This is a genomic window from Nonomuraea sp. KM88 (assembly GCF_052245635.1).
In the GTDB taxonomy this organism is placed as follows: Bacteria; Actinomycetota; Actinomycetes; order Streptosporangiales; family Streptosporangiaceae; genus Nonomuraea.
Genome location: NZ_JBQQCC010000012.1, coordinates 105098 through 123075, shown reverse-complemented (window position 1 = coordinate 123075; position 17978 = coordinate 105098). Strand labels below are relative to the sequence as shown.

Below are 17978 nucleotides of genomic sequence, written 5' to 3'. Positions count from 1 at the left end.
AGCACCAGCCGGCACGGGGCGAACGCGCTGGGACCCATCACCGCAACTGTTGGCGTCGCCCTTACGGAAGGCGGCGGGCACCGTCCTGCCATGATCGCCATATGTTCGAGTTCGGGATCAGTGGATACAGGCCCGCATGGTTGAGAGGGCGTTCGGTGGTCGCCACCGCTCATGGTGAGAGACTCGCCGTTCTGCAAGGGCGGAGGCTGACCCGAGCGCTGCTGGTGTGGGACCTCGACGAGGATGTCTGGTTCTCCGATGGCCTGGTCATGCTGGACTTCGAGGGCGAGCAGGTCGAGATCGTCCACCAGAAGTTCGATGAGATCTCGATCTCGTGGAACACGGTCGATCCGGCTCAGCCGCTGGATTGGGCGGGAGCAGGATTCCGACTGGCATGGCGAGAGGGCGTGCCTGACGAGCTGGCGAGATTGCAGGGACAGAGGCTGCAGGCCGTGGAGCTTCTGACGTGGATGGGTGCGGACATGGCGCAAGGGATGGTGGCTGTCGGATTTCTCCTCCCGGACGGCCGAGTGACGATCTACAACGCTCTCGATGAGAACGGCATGGAGTTCACAGGCCCTGATCAGCGGTACGCGCGCCACAAGCTCGGCGCATAGTGCCCTGACCCACTGGCCAGACTTGTCGCCACTGGCGTTGGGAACGGCTGACGGAAATCGGATTTGCGCCGTCAGCTTGGGCAGTCCTTCAAATCACAGCATCTGAGCTGGCGAAACACTCACCTGGGCTTACAACGCATCTCCTAGACGTAGGAGGATTAGAGGTAGGATATAGAGCATGAGCGAGCCTACTAGTAAGTATTCGATCACCATGCCGCGTGACATCGCCGAGGCCGCCCGATCTCGGAGTGGCCCTTCCGGCTTGTCCGCCTACGTTGCCGCCGCCGTCGCCCGCCAGATCGAGCGCGACAACCTCAGCGAACTCATCCAGGTCGCCGAGGCCGAGCACGGTCCCATCACTGACGACGAGGTTCAGGCGCTGCGCGACCAACTCCATCGAGCCCGGCAGGGACGGGCCAACGGTGGGTCGGCTGCGTGACCCGTTCTCCCGCTGTGCCCGGCGGCACCCTCGTCCTCGACAGCGAGGGACTGGCCAAGGCCGTCCTCCGAGACCGTACGGTCACCACATGGCTCGCCCTTGCCCGTGCCGACGACCTCCGTGTCATCACCTCTACCGCCACCCTCGTCGAGGCGGTCCACCCCCGCGTCAACCGGCCGGCCCTGGAATGGACGCTGTCCCGCCTCGTCATCGAACCGGTCACCGAACCGATCGCCCGCCACGCCGCCGCACTCCTGTCCAACGCCGGTCTGCACGGGCACAAGTACGCCATCGACGCCGTGCTCAGCGCCACTGCCCTCGCCGCCCCAGGCCCCGTCACCATCCTCACCTCCGACCCCGAGGACCTCGCCGCGCTGTGCGGCGCACACGTCACTGTCATCAAGGTTTGAGTCGTGCCCCTGCCCTTCTGGTTCCGGCGTGCATGACGCAGATGGCATGCGGAGATCAACAGCCCTGGGAAACACCAGAGCCCAGGCACCGAATCCATCGGTCCACCTGGGCTTCATCACAAGAGCGGGTGACGGGAATCGAACCCGCGCTGTCAGCTTGGGAAGCTGATGTTCTGCCATTGAACTACACCCGCGTGCGACCCGAAGTCGCGTCCCCCACTGTAGCGGAAACTTGCCCCGGATCAGCAATCCCCGCCCCCCAGACTTTCACCTCGGACGGTAGGTTGCTCTGCGTGCTGCTATCCGACCGTGACATCCTCGCCGAGATCGACGCCGGCCGGCTCGTCCTCGATCCTTTCGACCAGGACATGATCCAGCCGTCCAGCATCGATGTGCGGCTTGACCGGTTCTTCCGGGTGTTCGAGAACCATCGTTACCCTCACATCGACCCGTCCGTGGAGCAGCCGGATCTTACGCGGATGGTGGAGCCGGCCGGGGACGAGCCGTTCATCTTGCATCCTGGGGAGTTCGTGCTGGCGTCCACGTACGAGATGATCACGCTGCCCGATGATCTGGCGTCGCGGCTGGAGGGCAAGAGCTCGCTCGGCCGGCTGGGGTTGCTGACGCATTCGACGGCGGGGTTCATCGATCCGGGGTTCAGCGGGCACGTGACGTTGGAGCTGTCGAACGTGGCGACATTGCCGATCAAGTTGTGGCCGGGGATGAAGATCGGGCAGTTGTGCGTGTTCAGGCTCAGCTCTCCTGCCGAGCATCCGTACGGGTCCGACAAGTACGGGTCGCGCTATCAGGGGCAGCGGGGGCCGACGCCGTCACGATCGTTCCGCAACTTCCATCGGACCAAGATCTAATCAAAGGTGAACATCAGATGAACAGTCGGGGAACATGTCGGTACACGTGATGGGGGCACCCCGGGTCGAGGTGATCCGGACGGGCCGTTTAAGGTCAGCTGGAGCTGCAAAAAGCGCCCAAACTACCGGGGTTTCCGGTGTCATACAACCTGCTCCGGGTAGCCATTAGGCGAAGGGGACATGAAGTTCGTATTTCGCCTGGCGACCCGTACCCTCTTCCACGGACCATCCCCGCACATCTGGAGAACGACGTGCGCCTGCGTCTCACGCCACGTGAGGACAGCTACTACGACCTGTTCGCCGACTCGGCGAACAATCTGGTCACCGCATCCCGGCTACTGGTAGAAATCATCAGCGACGGATCGGACAGGGAGGCCCTGGCCGAGAAGATGCGTGCCTGCGAGCACGCCGGCGATGAACGCACTCACGCGATCATGAACCGGCTCAACGAGAGCTTCATCACCCCCTTCGACCGCGAGGACATCTACCGGCTCGCCTCCAACCTCGATGACGTGATGGACGCCATGGAGGCGGCCTCTGACCTCATCGTGCTGTATCAGATCGACCACCTGCCCAAAGACGTCGTCAGGCAGGTCGAGGTGCTGGAGCGGGCCGCGGAGCTGACCGCGGAGGCCATGCCGCGGCTGCGTTCGATGAAGAACCTCAACGAGTACTGGATCGAGGTCAATCGCCTGGAGAACCAGGGTGACCAGGTCTACCGGAGGTTGCTGGCCAAGTTGTTCAGCGGCGAGTACGACGCCCTCACGGTCATGAAGATGAAGGAGGTCGTCGACGCTCTCGAAGAGGCCGCCGACGCCTTCGAGCACGTGGCCAACACCGTCGAGTCGATCGCGGTCAAGGAAAGCTAAGCTCGGTGGACCTCACGCTCGGCCTCGTCATCGCCGTGGTCGTCATCGCACTGGCCTTCGACTACACCAACGGGTTCCACGACGCGGCGAACGCCATCGCGACCTCCGTCTCGACCCGGGCCCTCACCCCCAGGGCCGCGCTGTTCATGGCGGCGGCCATGAACTTCATCGGCGCCCACCTGGGCACCCAGGTCGCGCAGACGGTCGGCAAAGGCATCATCGACGCGCCTGACGGTTCGCACGGTCTGGTCATCGTGGCCTCGGCGCTCATCGGCGCGATCGTCTGGAACCTGATCACCTGGTATTTCGGCCTGCCCTCTTCCTCCAGTCACGCGCTCATCGGCGGCCTGGTGGGCTCGGCGCTGGCCTCGGCCAGCGTGGTGCACTGGGACGGCGTCCTGGAGAAGGTCGTCATTCCGATGATCTTCTCGCCCCTGGTCGGCTTCAGCCTCGCCGCCGCGATCATGATCGCAATTTATTGGATCTTCCGCAACAGCCAGCCGGGCAAGACCAACCGCGGCTTCCGCTACGCGCAGACCGTCTCGGCCGCCGCCATGGCGCTCGGGCACGGGCTGCAGGACGCGCAGAAGACGATGGGTGTGATCTTCCTGGCCCTGACGGTCGGCGGTTTCGCCGAGCAGGACGACCCGATCCCCCAGTGGGTCATCCTGGCCGCCGCGGGGGCGATCTCGCTGGGCACGTACGCCGGCGGCTGGCGCATCATGCGTACGCTGGGCCGGCGCATCATCGCGCTCGACCCGCCCCAGGGCTTCGCCGCGGAGTCGGCGGCGGCGACCGTACTCTACGGGGCCGCCATCGGGTTCGGGGCGCCCATCTCCACCACGCACACGATCACGTCAGCGATCATGGGAGTGGGTGCCACCAAGCGGCTCAGCGCCGTGCGGTGGGGGGTCGCGGGCAACATCGTGACGGCGTGGATCCTCACCATTCCGGCGGCGGCCCTCGTGGCGTCCGTCTCCTACTTCGTCCTTCACGCGATCGTGGAGTAGGCGCCTCTAGGAACCCGGCGCGCCGGCCTCGGGAGCCGCGTACATCACGTCCACGTCCCAACGGTTGAAGCCGAGGGACTCGTACAACCTGATCGCCGCCGTGTTGGCCTCGTCCACGTACAACATCGCCTGGGCGAGGCCGCGCGCGCGGAGGTGGTGCAGGCCGGCCAGGGTGAGGGCCTTGCCAAGGCCGGTGCCCTGCTGCGCGGGGTCGACGCCGACGACGTACACCTCGCCCAGGGGCTCGTGGCCGTGCTCGGACGAGCCGTGCACCTTCGTCCAGTGGAAGCCGGCCAGCCGGTCGCCGTGGAAGGCCAGGAAGAAACCCTCGGGGTCGAACCAGGGCTCCTGCTCGCGCCGCAGCAGATCGTCCATCGTCCACGCGCCCTGCTCGGGGTGGTGGGCGAAGGCCGCGGCGTTGACCTTGAGCCACGCCTCCTCGTCCCGGCCGGGCACGAACGTGCGCAGGGTGAGGCCCGGTGGCAGGGCGAGGGGATCCAGCGGGGCGAACAGGGAGCGGCGCATCTGCCAGAGCGAGCGCACCCGCTCGAAGCCGAACGCGGCCGCCAGCGCCCCCGCCCCCGGATGCCCTCCGTGGGCCCACAGGCGCGGCCGGCCTCCTGTCAGCTCCATCACGGACGTCAGCAGCCGCGCGCCGTTCCCGCGCCGGCGGTGGGCGGGGTGGACGACGAGTTCCACGCTGGGGCCCTCGACCTCGTCGGTGGGGTCGACGTGGGCGTAGCCCGCCAGGGCGCCGTCCTCCATGAGCAGGAGAGAGCGGGCCTGCGGGTCGCCGCCGTAACGCAGGTGGAGCATCACGTGTTCGTTGAGCGGCCGCACGCCGTCGGTCTCCGTCGCCGCCTGGACCAGGCCGAGCACGTCAGCGATCTCCTGGTCATCGAGCACCTGCTGAACTTCCACGTGCACATTCACAGAACGCACTCTAGGCCTATGACTGGCAAATAACGCCATGGGACGACCCGGCAAATCGTTACCTTTGCGACATCGGCTGCACGGACAACGGTCGTAACGTTTTGGGCCATGACGTCTCGTTCCTTCCTCCGGCTGGCGCTGGCCGCAGCCGTCGCCTCGGGAGCGGTCACGCTCGCCGCCCTTCCGGCGGACGCGAGCAGACCATCGCGTACGGTCCCCGTACGGCTGCTCGCCCTCAACGACTTCCACGGCAACCTCGATCCGCCGACCGGCTCCTCCGGCCGCATGGTCGACGAGCACGGCAACACGGTCGACGCCGGCGGCGCGGCCTACGTCGCGACCCACATGAAGGCCCTGGCCGACAAGAACACGATCGCGGTGGCCCAGGGCGACCTCATCGGGGCGACACCGCTGATCTCGGCCGCCTACCACGACGAGCCGTCCGTCGAGTTCCTGGGCAAGCTGGGGCTCAAGGTCGCCGCGGTCGGCAACCACGAGTTCGACGAGGGCTACGCCGAGCTGCGGCGGATCATGAAGGGTGGCTGCCACCCGGTGGACGGCTGCTCGCCCGCGGGCGAGTGGAAGGGCGCGAAGTTCGACTACGTGGGTGCGAACGTCCTGTTCAAGAACCGCCACGAGAAGACCGACGCGCTGGTGGCGCTCGGCGGCGCGAACGCGGCGAAGGTCAGGCAGGCGCTGTCCGGCTGGGGCGTGCCCGCGCTGCCGCCGGTGAGCGTCAAGTGGATGAACGGCGTGCCGATCGGCTTCATCGGCCTGGTCACGCAGACGACGCCGGGCATCGTGTCCAGCGAGGGGATCAAGAACCTCACGTTCGCGGACGAGGTCAAGGCCGCGAACGTGGCCTCCAAGCTGCTCAAGCTCGTGGGCGTCAAGGCCCAGGTCGTGCTCGTGCACGAGGGCGACCAGGTGGCCCAGGGCCAGTCGCCGGACGCGTGCAGCGCGGTCCCGGGGGCGGGCAACCGCATCGCGACGCAGGTGGACCCGGAGATCGACGTGGTGCTCAGCGGCCACTCGCACCAGGCGTACGTGTGCACCGTGAAGGACCCGGCGGGCAAGGACCGGCTCTTCTCGCAGGGCGGCTCGTTCGGGCGGGTCATCACGCAGGTGGACCTCAAGGTGAACGCCAGGACGCGGGACATCGACCGCGCCTCGATCGTGGCGGACAACCACGTGGTGACCCGGACAGTCACCGCAGATCCTGAAATTTCGGCGTTCGTGGAGACGTGGAAGGACCGCGTCGCCCCCGTCGCCAACAAGGCCGTCGGCACGATCACCGCCGACATCACGAACACGGCCGGCCCTTCCGGCGAGTCACCCCTCGGCAACCTCATCGCCGACGCCCAGCTCGCCGCCACCAGGACCGGCGGCAACGCGCAGATCGCGCTGATGAACCCGGGTGGGGTGCGGGCCTCGCTGTCGCACGCGTCGTCACCGGCCGGCGAAGGCGACGGCGTCGTCACGTATGGTGAGGCCTTCACCGTGCAGCCGTTCAACAACCTCATGCAGGTCGTCACGCTGACCGGCGCCCAGCTCAAGACGGTTTTGGAGCAGCAGTTCACCGGCGGGCCCAACAACCAGGCGTTCACCAAGATCCTGCAGCCCTCGGCGAACTTCACCTACACCTACGACAACAGCGCGCCCTGGGGCTCGAAGGTCTCCGAGATGAAGATCGACGGGACCCCGGTGACCGACGCGCAGACCATCCGGGTGGCGGCCAACAACTTCCTGGTGGGAGGCGGCGACGCGTTCCTCGCCTTCAGGGACGGCACCGACCTGTGGAGCGGGCCGCTGGACATCGACGCCTTCGTCGACCACCTCGGCAAGGACAACCCGATCGCGCCGCCCGCGACCGGCCGCATCACCGTGGCCGGCTGACCGTTCTCTCCTGTCCGTTCGAGGCCCTCGGGGGGCGGGCCTCCGTCCACAACCCCACCCTTTACGGCAGCGCCGACGTCACCCACCCGCCGCACACAGCCGGGGGCCTCCAGGGAGACGCGATCTGACCCGCACGTGGCCGGCCACCGCGACGGCGCCCCGCCGGCCCGCCGCGGCCCGACCTCTTCCCCGGCGACACTCCTCGCGCGGCCCGGCCCGGTCTGCCACAACACCAGGGGCACGGAGCCGCCGAGGTCAGACAGGACGGCGAAGGCTTCGGCCGGCGGGCCGGACTCGTGTCTGTCAGCGGTTGTGCACGAGCCACTTCCGGTCGATCTCCACCTGCAGGTCCACCCCGTGGTGGCGGGCCAGCAGCACCACGTGGCAGAGCACGTCGGCCAGCTCGGCCCGGTAGCCCGCGTCGAGTTCGTCCTCCGTGCGCCCCTTGGTCCTGGCCCGGCCGGAGCGCATCAGGAACGCCTGGGTCAGCTCGCCGACCTCCTCCTGCAGCTTGAGCAGGAACCAGACGTCGTCCCGTTCGATGCCCAGCTTGTCCGCATAACGCTGGGAGACGGACTCGACCTCGTCGGAGAGCCGGCGTAGATCCATGGCCGCGAGTGTAGAGCGCTAGGAGCCCTTGTAGAGGGGGAGGACGAGCACGAAGCGGGCGCCGGGCGAATGGTCGGCGATGGTGAGCGTGCCGCCGTGGGACAGGGCGATCTCCCTGGACAGGGGCAGGCCGAGGCCGCTTCCGCTCTGGTCCTTCGCCTTGGCGCTGTCCAGCCTGGTGAACCGCTCGAAGACCCGTTCCCTGTCCTCGGGGGCGATGCCCTCGCCGTCGTCGGTCACCGTCACCACCACCTGGCCGTCCGTCACCGCCACCTCCAGGTCGATCCTGGTGTCGGCGTGCCGGGTGGCGTTGTCCAGCAGGTTCGTCAGGAGCCGGTCGATCTGCACGGGCGAGCCGTACACGGGGGCCGACGCGCAGAGGTCGGGGACGATGACCACCCTGGAGTCCCTGCGGCGGCGTACCTGATCGACGCACAGGTGGCACACGTCCACCACGCGGCGGGGCGCGACCGTGCCCGCGTCGAGCCTGGCCAGCATCAGGAGCTCGTCGATGATGCCGGTGAGCCGTTCGACGGCCGTCAGCGCCACCGCTCCCGTGGCGGGCCAGTCGGTCTCGTCCGGGATCGCGTTGGCCACCTCGAGCTGGGTGCGCAGGCCCGCGATGGGGCTGCGCAGCTCGTGCGAGGCGTCGGCGACGAAGCGCCGCTGGGTCTCGGCGGAGCGTTCGAGGCGGTCGAGGGTGTCGTTCGTGGTGGTGGCCAGGTCGGTGATCTCGTCTCCGGTGTCGGGCACGGGGACGCGCCTGCTGAGGTCGTGGCCGGTGATCTCGGCCAGCTTGGCGCGGATGCGCTCGACCGGGCGCAGCGCGAACCCGACCACGAGCCACGTGATGCCCGCGACGCTCGCCAGGATCAGCGGGGTGACGACGAAGGTCTGGGCCTCGAACCAGGTGATGGCGCGGTCGACGTCGGCCAGCGACGACGCGCCGTACACGGTGACAGGGCCGTCCGGGGTCGACACCGTCATGCACATCACCAGGAAGTGGGTCTCGTCGCCGTTCTGCTCCTGCCGCGCCCACGTCTCCGAGATGTAGAGCTTGTCGAGCTCGGAGGGCCGGAACTCCCTGAGCTTCCGGTCGACGTGGCGGCCGGTGGTGGCGGCGAGCACGTCGCCTCGCGGGGTGACCACCTCCAGGAAGTGCACGCGCGCCGGGGCCTCGATGGCCGTGGACAGATCTCCGGCTCTGGCGTCGCTCGCGATCCTGCGTACGGACACCTCGACCCTGTCCCGGACGACGTCGCGCAGGCTGTCGGGGACGGTGACGAGCATGAAGGTGGACGTGGCGAAGAGGACCAGCGCCGCTATCGCGGTCGCTATCGCGGTCAGGCGCGCCCGGATCGAGCGGGGAAAAAGACGTATCACTAGCGCATGAACTCCTATGTCACTATAGGTGACATTTGCCCTTATGAGGCAATCACACCATTAAGGACCCTGATCTGCTGCTATACCCTGCCCACACATCGGGCGAACAGTGATCCGATTACGCACGGTGCAGCGGATACGCTCACGGCGATTCCGCCGAGAGCATGACCCCCTGTCGCCCGCGGACTCCGGCGGCCAGGGTGAGCTCCATGAGACTTCTCGTACTGGGCGGCACGGAGTTCGTCGGGCGGGCCGTCGTCGAGGAGGCGCGGGCCCTGGGGTGGGAGGTCACGACGTTCAACCGGGGCACCCATGACCCCGTGCCGGGCGTGACCGCGCTGCGCGGCGACCGGTCGGCTCCTGACGGCCTCGCGGCGCTGGCGCACGGCGAGTGGGACACCGTGATCGACACGTGGTCGTGGGCGCCGTCAGCGGTGAGAGACTCCGCCTCCCTCCTGGCCGGCCGGGCGGGCCACTACGTCTACGTGTCCAGCAGGTCCGTCCACACCTTCCCCGCGCCGTTCGGCGCCGACGAGAACGCGCCGGTCGTGACGGGGTCGGCCGACGACGGAGACGGCGACTACGCGAAGAACAAGGCCGGGGCGGAGCTGGCCGCCGTCGCCGCCTTCGGCGACCGGGCGCTGCTGGCCAGGGCAGGGCTCATCCTGGGCCCCCACGAGAACATCGGGCGGTTGCCGTGGTGGCTCACCAGGATCGCGCGCGGGGGGCCGGTGCTCGCTCCGGAGCCCCGCGACCTCGGGGTCCAGTACATCGACGCCCGCGACCTCGCCGTGTGGTGCCTGCGCGCGGCCGAGCAGGGGCTGGGCGGGGCGTACAACGTGGTGAGCCCGCCGGGGTTCACGACGATGCGGGAACTGCTCGAAACGTGCGTGACGGTGACCGAGTCCGACGCCGAGCTGCGCTGGACGCCGGAGGCGCGCGTCCTCGGAGCGGGCATCGAGCCGTGGACCGACCTGCCGATCTGGCTGACGGGCGAGCTCCACGACTTCATGCACGGGGCCGACGTGTCCAGGGCGGTGGCGGCGGGGCTGCGGGTGCGCCCGGTCGAGGAGACGGTCGCCGACACGTGGGCCTGGCTGCGGAGCATCGGCGGCGTGGCGCCCATGCGGCCCGACCGCCCCGCCGTCGGCCTCGACCCCGAGACGGAGGCGCGCGTCCTGGCCGGATGAGCCGCCGAGGTCACGGGCGGCGGGCTTCCCCGCGGGTGCGGACGAGGTCGTACGCGGCGGCCACCAGGGCGATCACGACCGACATCAGCACCGCCATCAGGCCATGGCGGAAGGCGGTCGCCCAGCCCTGGCCCAGCGCGCCGAAGAACGTGGAGCCCGCCACGGCGATCCCGATCGCCGACCCCAGCCGCTGCCCCGTCTGCAGCACGCCCGCCGCGCTCCCCCCGCCTTCTGGCGGCACCTCCGACAGCGTGATCGCCTGGTTGGGCGAGATCACCAGACCGCTGCCCATGCCCGCCAGCAACAGCGGCAGCACCGTCGCCAGGCCCACCGCTCGCCCGGGCACCAGCACGGTCGCCAGCATCGTCGCGCAGAGCCCGGCGATCACCATCGTCAGGCCCACCGCCACCACGCGCCGGCCGGCGCGCGACACGAGCCGCCCGCCGACCACCGAGGCCGACGCCGAGCCGAGCGCGAAGGGCGTGATCGCCAGCCCGGCCATCAGCGCGCTGTAGTGCAGCCCGACCTGCAGGTAGAGGGTGAAGATGAAGAAGATCCCCGTGAAGCCGGCGAAGTAGAACAGCGCGATGGCCGTCCCCAGGCTGTACGAACGTTTGCCGAACAGCGCCAGGTTCACCAGCGGCTCGCGCGGGTAGCGCCGCTCCCAGAGCACGAAGGCGGCCAGCACCACCAGCGCGACCGGGATGAGCAGCCATTTCGTGTTGCCCTCCCACTGGTGCCGCTGGATGAACGGCAGCAGCAGCCCCACCACGCCCATGCCGAGCAGCAGCACGCCGACCGGGTCCATGCTCTCGCGCCGCCCGGTCCCCGGCCGGGCCGGCAGCGCCCGCCAGGCCAGCGGCAGCAGCGCGATCCCGATCGGCACGTTCACCAGGAACACCCACCGCCACCCTTGGTCGGCTCCGGCCAGGCCGACGAGCAGGCCGCCGATCAGCGGCCCCGCGGCCGTGGACACGCCGATGGTGGCGCCGAGCGCCCCGAACGCGCGCCCCCGCTCGGCCCCGCGGAACATCTGCTGGATCAGCCCCGACACCTGCGGGTTGAGCGTGCCGGCCGCCAGCCCTTGCACGAACCTGGCCGCGATCAGCACGTTCATGTCCGCGGCGAGCCCGCACGCCGCGCTGGAGGCGGTGAAGAGCGCCACGCCCGTCATGAAGATCGTGCGCCGGCTCCTGGCGTCCCCCAGCCGCCCGGCGGGGACCAGCAGCAGCCCGAACGCGAGCGCGTACCCCGACACCGTCCACTGCAGCCCGTCCTCCGAGGCGTCCAGCGCTTCGCGGATCGACGGGACGGCGACGTTGACGATGCTCACGTCCAGCCCGCTCATGAACGCCGCGACCAGGCAGATGGCCAGCGCCTGCTTGCGCGTGTCACCCCCCAATGGCCTCATCACGGGAGTCTCACCGCAGATCAGCGGCGGAAACGTGCCCCCATACCAGAGGTAAGGGTTCGTTTCTTCGCATAAGGCGAGTAACGTCCGATCATGGACACGATGGCCGTGGAGCAGAACGGCATCAACGCGGTACCCGAGTCCGAGCGGCACGGGCGGCCGAGAGATCTCTTCTGGCCGTGGGCGGGATCGAACCTGTCGCTGTTCGGCGTCGCGTTCGGTGTCTACATCGTCGGCCTGGGCCTCGGCGTGGTGCCCGCGATCATCACCGGAGCCATCGGGTACGCGCTGTCGTTCCTGCTGGTCGGCCTGGTCGCGATCGCCGGCGCCAGGTCGGGCGTGCCGACCATGACCCTGGGCCGGGCGCCGTTCGGCTACCAGGGCAACAAGCTGCCCGCGGCGTTGTCGTACCTGTCGAACGTGGGCTGGGAGATCGTGCTCGTCACGCTGGCCGCGCAGAGCGGCGCGGCCATCCTGGGCCGGCTCGCGCCCGGCCTCGCTCCCACGACGGCCACCGCCGCGTGCTTCACCGTCGCGGCCGTGGTGGTGATCGCGGTCGGCGTGTACGGCCACGCGATGATCATGGTGGTGCAGCGCTACCTGACGTACGCGTTCGTCGTGCTGACCGTCGTCTACATGATCCTCATGGCTCCGCGACTCGGCGTGTCGCTGGAGACCACGGCCGGCCCCGGCGGCTGGGTCGGCGGGATCATCTTCGCCATGACCCTGCTCGGCCTCGGCTGGGTCAACTGCGGCGCCGACTACTCCCGCTACCTGCCGTCGCGATCCCGCCCGCGCTCGGTGGCCCTGTGGACGATGCTCGGCGGCGCGCTGCCGCCCATGGTGCTGCTCGTGTTCGGCGTGCTGCTGGCGGGCGGCGACCCGACGCTGGCCGAGGCCGCCGGCGGCGACCCGGTGGCGGCGCTGGCCGGGGCGCTGCCGACCTGGTTCCTGCTGGCGTACCTGCTGACCGCCATCGGCGGCTTCCTGGCCGGGGCGATCATGGACATCTACTCGTCGGGGTTGTCGATGCTGGCGCTCGGCGTACCGATCAGGCGGCACTACGCGGTGCTGATCGACGGGCTGCTCATGGTGCTGGGCGGTTACTACCTGCTGTTCGTCTCCACCAGCTTCCTCGCCACCTTCCAGGCGTTCCTGGCGATCATCGGCGTGGTGATGGCGGCCTGGGCCGCGGTCTTCCTGGTGGACATGTGGCGGCTGCGAGAGGGCGGCCGCTCGTACGGCGGGCGGCACCAACCCGCCGACCGGGCCGACCGGGAGCGGCTGCTGCGCCCAGGGGCGCCGGCGCTGCACTGGCCGGGCCTGGCGTCGCTGGTCGTGGCGTCGATCGTCGGGCTCGGCCTCATCACCTCGGCCGACGAGAACATCGCCGCGCTCGTCGGCTTCCTGATGAGCGACGCACTGCGGACCGGCACGTTCGGGGCGGCGAACATCGGCGTGGTGGTCGCCCTCGTGGTGGCCGGCGCGTTGTACTACCTGCTGACGGCGTTCACCCGGCGTGGCGACCGCGGAACACGCTGACCTGGCGTTCACCCGGCGTGGCGGCCGCGGGACGCGCTGACCCGGCGCGCACCCGGCGTTACGCTGAGTGGACATGGGCAACCTTCCGTTGCGGCTGCTGCAGTGGGCGACGCACGTCACGGCGTGCGGGCTGCTGCTCATCGCCATCGTCACCGTGCTGCGCGACGGCCTCGTGGCCGTGGCCGCCGGAGGTGTGCTGCTCGGCCTCGTCCACTCCACCGGCCCGGTGATCGAACGCCGGCCCATCCCGGCGCTCGTCTGGCTGGGCCTGGTGACGGGCGGCTGGGCCGCGCTGGCCGTGGCGGCGTCCCCGTTCGTGTGGCCGGTGTTCGGGCTGCTCTTCGCCTACCTGCGGATGTTGCCGCTGTGGGCGGCCATGTTCGGGGTGACGGTGCTGACGTCGGCGGCGGTCGCGGCGGCGGCCTGGCACGCGGGCGAGCTGACGGCGCCGCTGACGCTGGGACCGGTGTTCGCGGCGGTGCTGGTGACGTTGCTCGGGCTGGCCTGCGAGGCGCTGCACGCGGAGGCGGCGCGCACCTAGCACGGCTGCTATTCACCAGCAAAATCAGCAGGGCTCGCGTGTCAGAGGATCGCGTCCATGGCGGTGGTGGCGGCGCGGGTGACGACCTCCGGCATAGGCAGCGCGGCGTCGCCGCGGCGGAGGTTGGCCATGGCGGCAGCGATCACCGCGCCCGTGAGCCGGTGATCGCGTGCGCCTCAGTGTCGTCGAGCTCGTCGGGAAAGGCCACCGCGAGGGCCTCTGCCCACTGGGCCTGGATGTCGAGACGCGCGTGCGCACCTCGCGCATGGATTCGCCGGGCCGCCGCCCGGCCAGTAGCTCGTTGACCGTCTCCACCTGATCCGGCTGGTCAGCGAAGACCCGGTCTTCTTTGGCGGGGAAGTAGGTGAAGAACGTCGCGGGGGAGATCTCGGCCGCCGCGCAGATGTCGGCGACCGTGGTGGCCTCGATCGGCCAGGCCATGCGAGAACGGCGATCAGCGTCCTGACGGGAAGGCGGAAGGCCGAACGCCGCGGCTGCGCCCCTCCCTGTTGCACGCTGTGCCTCCAGAAAGCCGAGGCGGGCCGCCGCCTTGCGAGAAGCATGGCCGCCCTGCTGCTACGTCAACGGGGTTTGTCGGCTTGGAGCGCCAGGTCGACGACTACTGGCAGGCCAAACGACGTGATTATCAACACATACTGCTGGCGTTGACCCCAAGTTTGGTTGAGGTGCTTAAGTGTTCCGCATGCACACAAACGTCCAAGCACCGGTTATCGAGGACTCCAGCGTCGATCACAGCGCCGACCGCGAGGCCATCGCGCAGATCATCAAGAATGTCGAAACTGCCTACAACACCAACGACGCCGAGCTCATGGTGTCAGATCTGGCAAGCAATGCCATCATGGGCAACGCCGTCGGCATGCTGGCTCACGGTCGCGACGTGGTGCTCGAGGCGAGCCGGGCCGGACTCGCCGGGTTCCTGAAGGATGAGTACGTGCGATACGACGTGCTCGACGTCGTGTTCCTTCGTCCGGATGTCGCCATTGCCCACAAGGGAGCTCGCGCAGCAAACGACAAGGGTGAGCTCATCGACCGCGAGCATGTCATGGTCGCCCTCTACGTGCTTGTCAAAGAGAACGGCCGTTGGTGGGCGGTGGCCCGGCACAACACCCTGGTCCCGCAGCCGGAGTGAGTGGCTCTCGGCGGGCCCTGGCAACCTGACTTCGAAGCATGTGCGCAGCCCGTGTGGTCTTGATCTTGGGATTTGCAATCTTTCACATGTTTCACAAAATTTGTGAAGATAGTGTAGCTTCGAGCCATGACAGACGCGATTTCCGTGTCCGGCCTCGTCAAAACGTTCGGCCGGACACGTGCGCTGGACGGTCTCGAACTGGACGTCCGAAGCGGCGAGGTCCATGGCTTCCTGGGCCCCAACGGAGCAGGCAAATCCACCTGCATCCGGATCCTGCTCGGCCTGATGCGCGCCGACGCGGGCGAGGCTCGCCTGCTTGGCGGCGATCCCTGGGCCGACGCCACCGAGCTGCACCGCCGGCTGGCCTACGTGCCGGGCGACGTCACCCTGTGGCCCAGCCTCACCGGCGGCGAGGTGATCGATCTGCTGAGCCGGCTGCGCGGAGGAGTGGACGAGCGGCGCAAGGCGAGCCTCGTCGACCGGTTCGAGCTGGACCTGCGTAAGAAGGGCCGGACCTACTCCAAGGGCAACCGGCAGAAGGTGGCGCTGGTCGCGGCGCTCGCCTCCGACGTGGAACTGCTCATCCTCGACGAGCCGACCTCCGGCCTGGACCCGCTGATGGAGGCGGTCTTCAGGGACAGCGTGGCGGAGGAGAAGGCGCGCGGCCGTACCGTGCTGCTGTCCAGCCACATCCTGTCGGAGGTGGAGGCGCTCTGCGACCGGGTGAGCATCATCAGGGCGGGGCGCATCGTGGAGTCGGGCACGCTGGCGGAGTTGCGCCACCTGAGCCGTACGTCCGTGGTCGCGGAGGTGGCGAGTTCGCCGGCCGACCTGGCCGGTCTGCCCGGCGTACACGATCTGCGGATCGACGGCCTGAAGATCACCTGCCAGGTCGAGCCCCGCCATCTCAACGCGCTGTTCGACCGGTTGGCCGCGCTGGGGCTGCGCGGCGTCACGGCGGCGCCGCCGACGCTGGAGGACCTGTTCATACGGCACTACAAGACGGCGAGCAGCGGCGCGCAGCCCCGGAGGGTGGCTGCCCGATGAGCGTCTTGACCGGGACCGGCGCGCTCGCCCGGCTCATCGTCCGCCGCGACCGACTGCTCCTACCCGTCTGGGGCCTGCTGGCCGCGGTCTACCCGGCGAGCATCGCCTCCAGCACGGCCGCCCTTTATCCGACCGCTGAGGATCTGCACGGCGCGGCCGACGCGGCGACGGCCAACCTCTCGCAGGTGGCCACCCGCGGCCCCGTGTTCGAGGCGAGCGTGGGCGGGCTGACCGCGTACACCGTGTCCAGTGCGGGCGCCATGCTGCTCGGGCTGGTCAGCATGCTTCTGGTGATCCGGCACAGCAGGGTCGAGGAGGAATCGGGCCGCCGTGAGCTCGTCGGCGCGGGGGCGGTGGGCAGGCACGCGCCGCTGACCGCGGTGCTGGCCGTGGTGCTCGCCGCCAACCTGGTGATCGCCGTCCTCATGGCAGGGGCTCTCATTGGCGCAGGGCTGCCCGCCTCCGGGTCGTGCGCTCTGGCCCTGTCACTGGCCGCCGCCGGCTGGACGTTCGCCGCGGTCGGCGCCGTCACCGCGCAAGTGACGCAGAGCGCGGTGGCGGCCAGGGGGATGGGCGTCGCCGTGTTCATCGCCTTCTTCCTGATCCGCGCGGTCGGCGACGTAGGCGGTGCGGCCTGGTTGTCGTGGATGTCACCACTGGGCTGGACGGCTCGGACACGAGCGTTCGCCGACGAACGCTGGTGGGTTCTCCTGCTGCTGCTGGCCCTGGTCGTGCTGCTGGCAGGCATCGCCTACCGCCTGTCGGCCCGCCGTGACCTGGCCGCCGGGTCGTTGCCCGCGCGGCTCGGGCCGTCCGCGGCGGCGCCCGGCCTGCGCAGCGCCCTCGCCCTGGCCTGGCGGCTGCACCGCGGCCAGTTCCTGGGCTGGACCGCCGGTTTCGCGGTGGGCGGCCTTGCCCTGGGCGGCGCCGTCTCTGGCGAGATCGAGGAGCAGATCAAGGCTCCGCAGATCATGGAGATGATCGCCAGGGTGGGCGCCGGCGATGCCGAGCCGGTCGACTTCTTCGTCAACTACCTGCTGTCCATGCTCGCCTGGATCATCGCCGCCTACGGCATCCTGTCCGCGCTGCGGCTGCGGACGGAGGAGACGGAGGGACGCGCCGACCTGCTGCTGGCGACCCCGACGAGCCGCGTCCGGTGGGCGCTCGGCCATCTGGTCATGGCGGTGACCGGGCAAGCCGCGGCGCTCATCGCGCTCGGCGCGGGCGCCGGGCTCGCATACGGCGCGAGCAGCGGCGACCTGGGCAAGCTGCCCCTGGTGCTGGGAGCCGCGCTGGCCTATCTGCCCGCTGTGTGGGCGATGACCGGGATCGCGGTCCTCCTGGCCGGCCTGCTGCCGCGCCTGTCGATGGCCGCGTGGGGGATCTGGGCGGTGTTCATCCTGCTCGACGTATTCGGCATGCTGGGGCAGGTCGACGAGTCTGTGCTGGTCGTCATCCCGTTCGTGCACGTGCCCTGGGTCGTGCTCGGGCAGGTGACAGTGGCACCCCTGGTGCTATTGAGCGCGGTCGCCGCTGCCCTGGGCGCCGTCGGGCTGGCGGGCCTGCACCGGCGCGACATCGCCTGACTCCTGCTCCAGCCACTTGTGCATCAGCATGGGCACCTCCCTGCGAAGGAAGGCGAAGAACCGCCGGGTCTCCTCCAGTCGCGCCCCTACCGGCGTGTCCCGGCCGAACACCGCAAGGCCCTCCAGGGCGCCCTCCTCGAAACGGCGGTAGACGTGGTCGCTAGCCAGAGCCGCCGTGAACCACGCCACCTGATCGACCCGGTAACGGTCACGCCGCTCGCCCGGATCACGCTCGCGGGCGACCATTCCGACGTTCATCAGGTATTTCACCGCGCCGGAGATCGCCGACGGCCCCACCTGGAGCCGGTCGGCCAGCTCGGCGGCGGTGAGCCGGCCGTCGTCGGAGACGAGCAGCGCGGCGAAGACCCTGGCCGCCATCCGGGGATAGCCAGACTCGGACATGATCATCGCGAACCGCTCCAGGAACTCCTGGTCGTCGAGTGTCATCCGAGTGATTTTACACAGTTCACGAAATG

The 17978-nt window shown here is 69.2% G+C and carries 19 protein-coding genes and 1 tRNA gene; 13 read left to right on the top strand and 7 right to left on the bottom strand.

All coding sequences use genetic code 11. From position 1 onward, the window contains the following. The first annotated feature begins 101 nt into the window (after window positions 1–101). From ACTWPV_RS31565 to ACTWPV_RS31555, 3 genes are all read left to right on the top strand, one after another. Window positions 102–617: a hypothetical protein gene (locus tag ACTWPV_RS31565; RefSeq protein ID WP_443154578.1), complete on the top strand. Its 516-nt coding sequence runs from the start codon at window positions 102–104 to the stop codon at window positions 615–617. A 178-nt stretch (window positions 618–795) separates the two neighbouring features. After that, window positions 796–1056, top strand: coding sequence for a CopG family transcriptional regulator (locus ACTWPV_RS31560; RefSeq protein ID WP_443154577.1), 261 nt, complete (start codon window positions 796–798; stop codon window positions 1054–1056). After that, window positions 1053–1466: a DNA-binding protein gene (locus tag ACTWPV_RS31555; RefSeq protein ID WP_443154576.1), complete on the top strand. Its 414-nt coding sequence runs from the start codon at window positions 1053–1055 to the stop codon at window positions 1464–1466. Before ACTWPV_RS31560 ends, ACTWPV_RS31555 begins: the two co-directional genes overlap by 4 nt. A 123-nt stretch (window positions 1467–1589) precedes the next feature. Here the strand turns inward: ACTWPV_RS31555 and ACTWPV_RS31550 are convergent. Continuing rightward, window positions 1590–1660 (bottom strand) — tRNA-Gly (locus ACTWPV_RS31550). A 99-nt stretch (window positions 1661–1759) separates the two neighbouring features. On the opposite strand from ACTWPV_RS31550, the gene dcd reads away from it, so the two are divergent. The 3 genes from dcd (at window position 1760) to ACTWPV_RS31535 (ending at window position 4214) form a co-directional block, all read left to right on the top strand. Beyond that, a complete protein-coding gene (dcd, locus tag ACTWPV_RS31545; protein WP_347649155.1) occupies window positions 1760–2335 on the top strand; it encodes a dCTP deaminase in 576 nt (191 codons plus the stop codon). Window positions 2336–2586: 251 nt separating this feature from the next. Beyond that, the gene (locus ACTWPV_RS31540; RefSeq protein ID WP_106243913.1) at window positions 2587–3204 is read left to right on the top strand and encodes a DUF47 domain-containing protein; all 618 of its coding nucleotides are present in this window, start codon (window positions 2587–2589) and stop codon (window positions 3202–3204) included. 5 nt (window positions 3205–3209) lie between these two features. Further along, window positions 3210–4214, top strand: coding sequence for an inorganic phosphate transporter (locus tag ACTWPV_RS31535; protein WP_443154575.1), 1005 nt, complete (start codon window positions 3210–3212; stop codon window positions 4212–4214). A 6-nt stretch (window positions 4215–4220) separates the two neighbouring features. Here ACTWPV_RS31535 and mshD read toward each other — a convergent pair whose 3' ends face one another. Then, window positions 4221–5147, bottom strand: a complete 927-nt coding sequence (gene mshD / locus ACTWPV_RS31530; RefSeq protein WP_443154574.1) for a mycothiol synthase — start codon at window positions 5145–5147, stop codon at window positions 4221–4223. A 108-nt stretch (window positions 5148–5255) separates the two neighbouring features. Here mshD and ACTWPV_RS31525 point away from each other — a divergent pair, with 108 nt between their 5' ends. Next, the gene (locus ACTWPV_RS31525) at window positions 5256–7043 is read left to right on the top strand and encodes a bifunctional metallophosphatase/5'-nucleotidase (RefSeq protein ID WP_443154573.1); all 1788 of its coding nucleotides are present in this window, start codon (window positions 5256–5258) and stop codon (window positions 7041–7043) included. Window positions 7044–7346: 303 nt separating this feature from the next. Here ACTWPV_RS31525 and ACTWPV_RS31520 read toward each other — a convergent pair whose 3' ends face one another. Both ACTWPV_RS31520 and ACTWPV_RS31515 read right to left on the bottom strand, forming a co-directional pair. Beyond that, window positions 7347–7652 carry a pyrophosphatase gene (locus ACTWPV_RS31520; RefSeq protein ID WP_443154572.1) on the bottom strand — a complete coding sequence of 102 codons (306 nt, stop codon included), beginning with the start codon at window positions 7650–7652 and terminating at the stop codon, window positions 7347–7349. Between the two features lie 18 nt (window positions 7653–7670). Then, a complete protein-coding gene (locus ACTWPV_RS31515) occupies window positions 7671–9035 on the bottom strand; it encodes a sensor histidine kinase (protein WP_443154571.1) in 1365 nt (454 codons plus the stop codon). 209 nt (window positions 9036–9244) lie between these two features. Between ACTWPV_RS31515 and ACTWPV_RS31510 the strand changes: the two genes are divergently transcribed. Beyond that, window positions 9245–10225, top strand: coding sequence for an NAD-dependent epimerase/dehydratase family protein (locus tag ACTWPV_RS31510; protein ID WP_443154570.1), 981 nt, complete (start codon window positions 9245–9247; stop codon window positions 10223–10225). Window positions 10226–10235: 10 nt separating this feature from the next. Here ACTWPV_RS31510 and ACTWPV_RS31505 read toward each other — a convergent pair whose 3' ends face one another. Further along, window positions 10236–11636 (bottom strand): MFS transporter, encoded by a 1401-nt coding sequence (locus ACTWPV_RS31505; RefSeq protein WP_347649162.1) that lies wholly within the window; start codon window positions 11634–11636, stop codon window positions 10236–10238. A gap of 93 nt (window positions 11637–11729) precedes the next feature. Here ACTWPV_RS31505 and ACTWPV_RS31500 point away from each other — a divergent pair, with 93 nt between their 5' ends. Continuing rightward, on the top strand, window positions 11730–13178 hold the full coding sequence (locus ACTWPV_RS31500) for a purine-cytosine permease family protein (RefSeq protein WP_443154569.1): 1449 nt from the start codon (window positions 11730–11732) through the stop codon (window positions 13176–13178). 73 nt (window positions 13179–13251) lie between these two features. Beyond that, window positions 13252–13719 carry a hypothetical protein gene (locus ACTWPV_RS31495; RefSeq protein WP_347649164.1) on the top strand — a complete coding sequence of 156 codons (468 nt, stop codon included), beginning with the start codon at window positions 13252–13254 and terminating at the stop codon, window positions 13717–13719. Between the two features lie 24 nt (window positions 13720–13743). On the opposite strand, the gene ACTWPV_RS31490 is transcribed toward ACTWPV_RS31495, so the two are convergent. Further along, a complete protein-coding gene (locus ACTWPV_RS31490; protein ID WP_443154719.1) occupies window positions 13744–14124 on the bottom strand; it encodes a hypothetical protein in 381 nt (126 codons plus the stop codon). A gap of 298 nt (window positions 14125–14422) precedes the next feature. On the opposite strand from ACTWPV_RS31490, the gene ACTWPV_RS31485 reads away from it, so the two are divergent. The 3 genes from ACTWPV_RS31485 to ACTWPV_RS31475 all read left to right on the top strand — a co-directional run bounded on the left by ACTWPV_RS31485 (window position 14423) and on the right by ACTWPV_RS31475 (window position 17502). After that, on the top strand, window positions 14423–14869 hold the full coding sequence (locus tag ACTWPV_RS31485) for an SgcJ/EcaC family oxidoreductase (RefSeq protein ID WP_347649291.1): 447 nt from the start codon (window positions 14423–14425) through the stop codon (window positions 14867–14869). Window positions 14870–14995: 126 nt separating this feature from the next. Continuing rightward, window positions 14996–15916, top strand: a complete 921-nt coding sequence (locus ACTWPV_RS31480) for an ABC transporter ATP-binding protein (RefSeq protein WP_443154568.1) — start codon at window positions 14996–14998, stop codon at window positions 15914–15916. Next, on the top strand, window positions 15913–17502 hold the full coding sequence (locus ACTWPV_RS31475; RefSeq protein ID WP_443154567.1) for an ABC transporter permease: 1590 nt from the start codon (window positions 15913–15915) through the stop codon (window positions 17500–17502). The genes ACTWPV_RS31480 and ACTWPV_RS31475 overlap by 4 nt, the downstream gene beginning before the upstream one ends. Here the strand turns inward: ACTWPV_RS31475 and ACTWPV_RS31470 are convergent. Further along, on the bottom strand, window positions 17431–17949 hold the full coding sequence (locus ACTWPV_RS31470; protein WP_443154566.1) for a GbsR/MarR family transcriptional regulator: 519 nt from the start codon (window positions 17947–17949) through the stop codon (window positions 17431–17433). The two genes, ACTWPV_RS31475 and ACTWPV_RS31470, sit on opposite strands and share 72 nt — an antisense overlap. Window positions 17950–17978: the final 29 nt, after the last annotated feature.